A 4,813-nucleotide genomic window follows, 5' to 3' on the forward strand; every position below is an offset into this window, starting at 1 on the left:
TAAATGCAGCCTCAAATTCTCCATTGTCAGAAGTCTTCTTCGCAATAGCCAGCAACTCCTTCGCCGCGTTTGCATCCGACCACGCAGCCAGCGAGCTGATCGCCACTTTCTTCATTTCTGCGTCTCCTTTTTCATAAGAAGAAACAACCGAAGTCAGCGCTTTTTTGCCACCTATTGTAGCCAGAACAGGCAGGTAATTACCTTGCTTTTCAGCCGATGCAGCTTGCATTTGTTTCAGAACCAGCTCCGTCTGCGAATTGTTATCACCAGATCCTTTTACAACTGCACTGATCGCATTCTGAACAGCAGTGATGTCGGCAGGCGCAGTTTCAGCATTCAGCAATGTAAAAAGCTGAGCCAAATCTTTCGGTTCAGCAAGCGACTTCAATGCGTCAAATGCCGCTTTACGCACTTCCGGGTCTGTACTTTTTAGTTGTGCGGAAACAACCGGGAGCTTCGCACTGGCCGCCCGCGCAGCCAAAACATCGATCATGGCAGCCTTTGCCGGGTTGGGAAGTGCAGGTAATGCTTTTGCGATCTGATCTGTCAAGCTGGCACCTTTAATGGTAAGCAGGCTGCTCTTAATTGTTTTAATTTCAGCTGCATTGGCAGTTTTAGCTGCATTGATCAAAGCCGGTATACTGCTTTCCTGACCGATTTTACCCGCAGCCCAAATCGCCGCATTTTTTACCCTGGTATCTTTTGATGTAAGCGATTTCTGTATTGCCGGCAATGCATCCTGCGAGTTGGCGTGGCCGAGCATGGTGATGATCTCAGCCTGCACTTCGGTTTGTGCACCTTTCATAGCTGCGAGCCAGGAAGCTGCCCCATTTGCCATTAAATATTTCTGTCCCAACTTCAATGCAGCCGCCCGGTATTCAGGATCGGTGCTTTTCAACGCACTCACAAGCACAGGTACCGACTCGCGTTTCTTACTATCCGAATAGATTTTCAATGCAGAAGATCTTGTTCCCACCTGCTTCGGATCAGGCGTGTTTTTGATCAATGCGAGCGCCGCTTTTTCAGCAATCGGTGCATTCCCGCTTTTGGCTAAGTTGGCGAGGTATTTAAGGTACACAGCAGTTGCGTCGCTTTCATCGTAACCGTAAAGTGCTTTCTGCGCAGCCAGCATTAAGATTTGTTCCGAAGAAGGTACCGCAATTTCTGACAACGCGTACAAACTAACCTTACGCAATGCGAGATCCTGGCTTGTGGCTGTTTTCTCAATTTCAGGAGCAGCTTCTTTGAATTTGGTATCCCCAAGCGCCGCGGTAATTGCGATCTGCGCTGCACCTTTTGCATTCCCCAGCGCTTGGAACAATGCGGTACCTGCTGCATTCGATCCGTTTCTCGCCAGTGCGCGCGCCGCCGGACCAGCAAGCCGCTCATCGCCCAGGTAAGATTTCAATGCGTCAACTGATTCATCTTTGCCGACTGTTTGCAGCTGATACATCAGGAAATTTTTGCTGTCGGGATCATTTACTTTTCCCAAAGCTTCACTGTAAGCTTCCGACGCGGCTTTTCTGGCCGTTTCTTTACCAGCCTGCGAAGCGTAGTAAGTAAAGCCGCCGAGTGCGTACTGGATTTTGGTATTATCCCCTTTGCCCAGCGGCGTAAGCATCGTTGCGATTTGTACCAATGCAGGTTTGCCGAGCTGTTCCAGTTCTGCCATATTCTTGTTTAACCCGGCTGCGTTTTGAGCAGGCAATTTGGAAATCAGACCTTCAATTTTGCTGGTAAGCGACGCATCACTTTGCGCAATCGCCTGCGAAGCGAGCAGGGACGATGCGAGTATGGAGTAAATAAATTTCTTCATGTTGGAGAAGCCAGTCGCGTAGACCGGCAGCTTAAAAGGTATTGGTTTCAGGATACAGATATTTGAAAAACACCGGACTAAATGGTCCAGGGCCCGCGCATTGGCTGGTTGATCAGGCGGTTTGCGCCTTCGTCATCAATGAACTCCTGTTTTTCAGGATCAAACTTCAATGAGCGACCGAGGCGAAGCGCAGCCAGTCCCATATTCACGATCGTGCAGGAACGGTGGCCGTTTTCCTCATTCAATGCAAACTTCTTGCGGTTTTTCACTGCATCCACAAAATCGGTCACCTGTGGTTCAGGGTCAGGGAATGCAGCCAGTTTCTTTTTTAGATCCGGGATATCTGATTCAAAATTCGGGTACAATTTGCCTTTCGGACCTTCGATATAAGCTACTTTTTCATCTTTCGCCTCTCCGTCCAGGATAATCTGGCAACCATCTGCATAAGTATAAGTAATGCGGCGCCAGGTACCTACTGCTTCGGTATGCTGCTGAGGCGCATCCACTTCCACGCTCACGGGACTGGTATCGTCTTTCCCCAAAAAATACTGAATAGGATCCAGGTAATGCTGGCCCATATCGCCGAGTCCGCCGCCGTCGTAATCCCAGTAACCGCGGAAAGTCTGGTGAACGCGGTGCTCGCTGTACGGTTTGTAAGGTGCAGGTCCGAGCCACATTTCATAGTCGAGGTCGGCTGGTACCGGCTGGGGTGCATTGTTTGTTTTTCCAACCCAATAAAACTTCCAGTCAAAACCGGTGTGCTTGCTTACGGTAACCTTCAATGGCCAACCCAGCAAGCCGCTTTGTACGAGCTTTTTAATGGGCTGAACCGGCGTGCGCATTCCGTAAAAATTATCCTGAAAGCGGAACCAGGTATTCAGCCTGAAAATCCGCCCGTGCTGCTGAACTGCTTCCACCAAACGTTTTCCTTCGCCAATCGTGCGCGTCATCGGTTTTTCACACCAGACATCTTTACCCGCGCGGGCCGCGTCGGCTGCGATGATCCCGTGCCAGTGCGGCGGGGTAGCCACGTGTACAATATCCACTTCGGGCAGCTGGATCAGCTCGCGGTAGTCGGAAAAGGTTTTCACGCCTTTGTCGACCATACTCACTGCCGTAGCCAAGTGCTTTTTATCCACATCACAAAGCGCGACTACCTTTGTCCCTGCATAAGGAATGTGGCCGCGGCCCATGGAGCCGGTACCTACAATGGCCTTGGTAAGCTGGTCGCTGGGCGCAAGAAAGCCTTTACCCAAAACGTGGCGGGGAACGATAGAAAATGCGGCTATCGTTGCAACGGAGCCTTTGATAAAGTTCCTTCTGGATGCAGAAGTTCCTTTTTGTTCTTTCATTGATTAAGGTGATTTAGGAAGAAAATAGACTAGTAAGCGCCTTCAATTTAGGTCAATAATCAGAAGAGACCAAAACTGTGCGGCGCTTTATGGGAATACAAACAGTATTTACCGGAATGTGAAAAGTTGCGGTTTTCAGAGCGGGATATTACCGTGCTTTTTGCGCGGCAGTACGTCCACTTTGTTTTCCAGCATTTCAAATGCGGCGATCAGCTTTTCACGGGTTTGTTCGGGGTAAATTACCTCGTCAATGTAGCCCCGGTTCGCTGCCAGGTAAGGATTTGCAAATTTTTCCGTGTACTCAGCGACTTTCTCAGCCAGCTTTTCCTGCGGGTTTTCAGCTTGGGCGATATCCCGTTTGAAGATAATCTCAGCCGCGCCGCTTGCGCCCATTACCGCGATCTCTGCACTTGGCCAGGCAAAGTTCATATCCGCGCCAATGTGTTTGGAGTTCATCACATCATAAGCGCCGCCGTATGCTTTGCGCGTAATCACCGTAATGCGCGGCACCGTTGCCTCACAGAATGCATAAAGCAGCTTGGCGCCGTTTGTGATGATCGCATTCCATTCCTGGTCCGTGCCCGGCAGGAAGCCCGGTACATCTTCGAGTACGAGCAGCGGAATGTTAAAACTGTCGCAAAAACGCACAAACCGGGCTGCTTTGGTACTTGCGTGAATGTCGAGCACGCCAGCCAATACAGCAGGCTGGTTGGCCACAATACCAATACTCCTCCCCGCCAGCCGCGCGAAGCCCACCACTATGTTTTCCGCGAAATGTTCGTGCACTTCAAAAAAGCTGCCTTCGTCGGTCAATTCGGAAATAACTTCCCGCATTTCATAGGGCTGGTTTGAGCTGGGCGGGATAATGTTGTTTAATGCGGGACGCAATTCGTTTTGAGCGTCGTAATGCAATCTCGGCGCATCGTCTTCGCAGTTTTGAGGGACGTAGCTCAGTAATTTTTTGATTGCCAAAAGGCATTCAACTTCATTGGGAGAAACAAAATGCGTTACGCCCGATTTGGAAGCGTGCGTCATCGCGCCGCCCAGCTCTTCGGAAGTTACCTCTTCGTGCGTCACGGTTTTGACTACATTCGGGCCCGTTACGAACATGTAGCTTGTATTTTCAACCATTAAAATGAAGTCCGTGATTGCGGGAGAATATACAGCGCCACCCGCGCAGGGCCCCATTACAGCAGATATCTGCGGGATCACGCCGGAAGCTAGGGTGTTTTTGTAAAATATATCCGCATAGCCTGCAAGCGAAAGTACACCTTCCTGAATGCGCGCGCCGCCCGAATCGTTTAACCCAACCAATGGAGCCCCGTTTTTCATCGCCAGATCCATCAGCTTGCAGATTTTCTCGGCGTGTGTTTCCGATAGCGAGCCACCGAAAACGGTAAAATCCTGCGCAAAAACGTAAGTTAATCTGCCATTGATTTTTCCATAACCGGTTACCACGCCATCGCCGAGGTAATGCTCTTTGTCCAGACCGAAATCGGTACTCCGGTGGGTTACAAATTTGCCAATCTCCTGAAATGTACCCTCATCTACAAGAACAGCGATCCTTTCGCGGGCAGTGAGCTTGCCTTTCTGGTGCTGGGCCGCGATCCTTTTTTCACCTCCGCCCAGGTCAGCCTCCGCGTTT

At 50.3% G+C, this 4,813-nt stretch carries 3 protein-coding genes; all 3 read right to left on the bottom strand.

The genetic code is table 11. The features are described from left to right. On the bottom strand, positions 1 to 1,816 hold a 1,816-nt coding region (locus ACTIE6_RS17695; protein ID WP_439557904.1), incomplete at its 3' end, for a HEAT repeat domain-containing protein. Between the two features lie 77 nt (positions 1,817 to 1,893). Then, positions 1,894 to 3,168: a Gfo/Idh/MocA family oxidoreductase gene (locus ACTIE6_RS17700; protein WP_439557905.1), complete on the bottom strand. Its 1,275-nt coding sequence runs from the start codon at positions 3,166 to 3,168 to the stop codon at positions 1,894 to 1,896. Positions 3,169 to 3,303: 135 nt separating this feature from the next. After that, positions 3,304 to 4,813, bottom strand: a 1,510-nt coding sequence (locus tag ACTIE6_RS17705) for an acyl-CoA carboxylase subunit beta (RefSeq protein ID WP_439557906.1), incomplete at its 5' end; no start/stop codon positions are given.

Source organism: Dyadobacter sp., from assembly GCF_051859145.1.
Taxonomy (GTDB): domain Bacteria; phylum Bacteroidota; class Bacteroidia; order Cytophagales; family Spirosomataceae; genus Dyadobacter.

Coding starts and splice junctions, on each gene's coding strand:
- ACTIE6_RS17700 (WP_439557905.1), bottom strand. CDS start 3,168: ATGAAAGAACAAAAAGGAACTTCTGCATCCAGAAGGAACTTTATCAAA.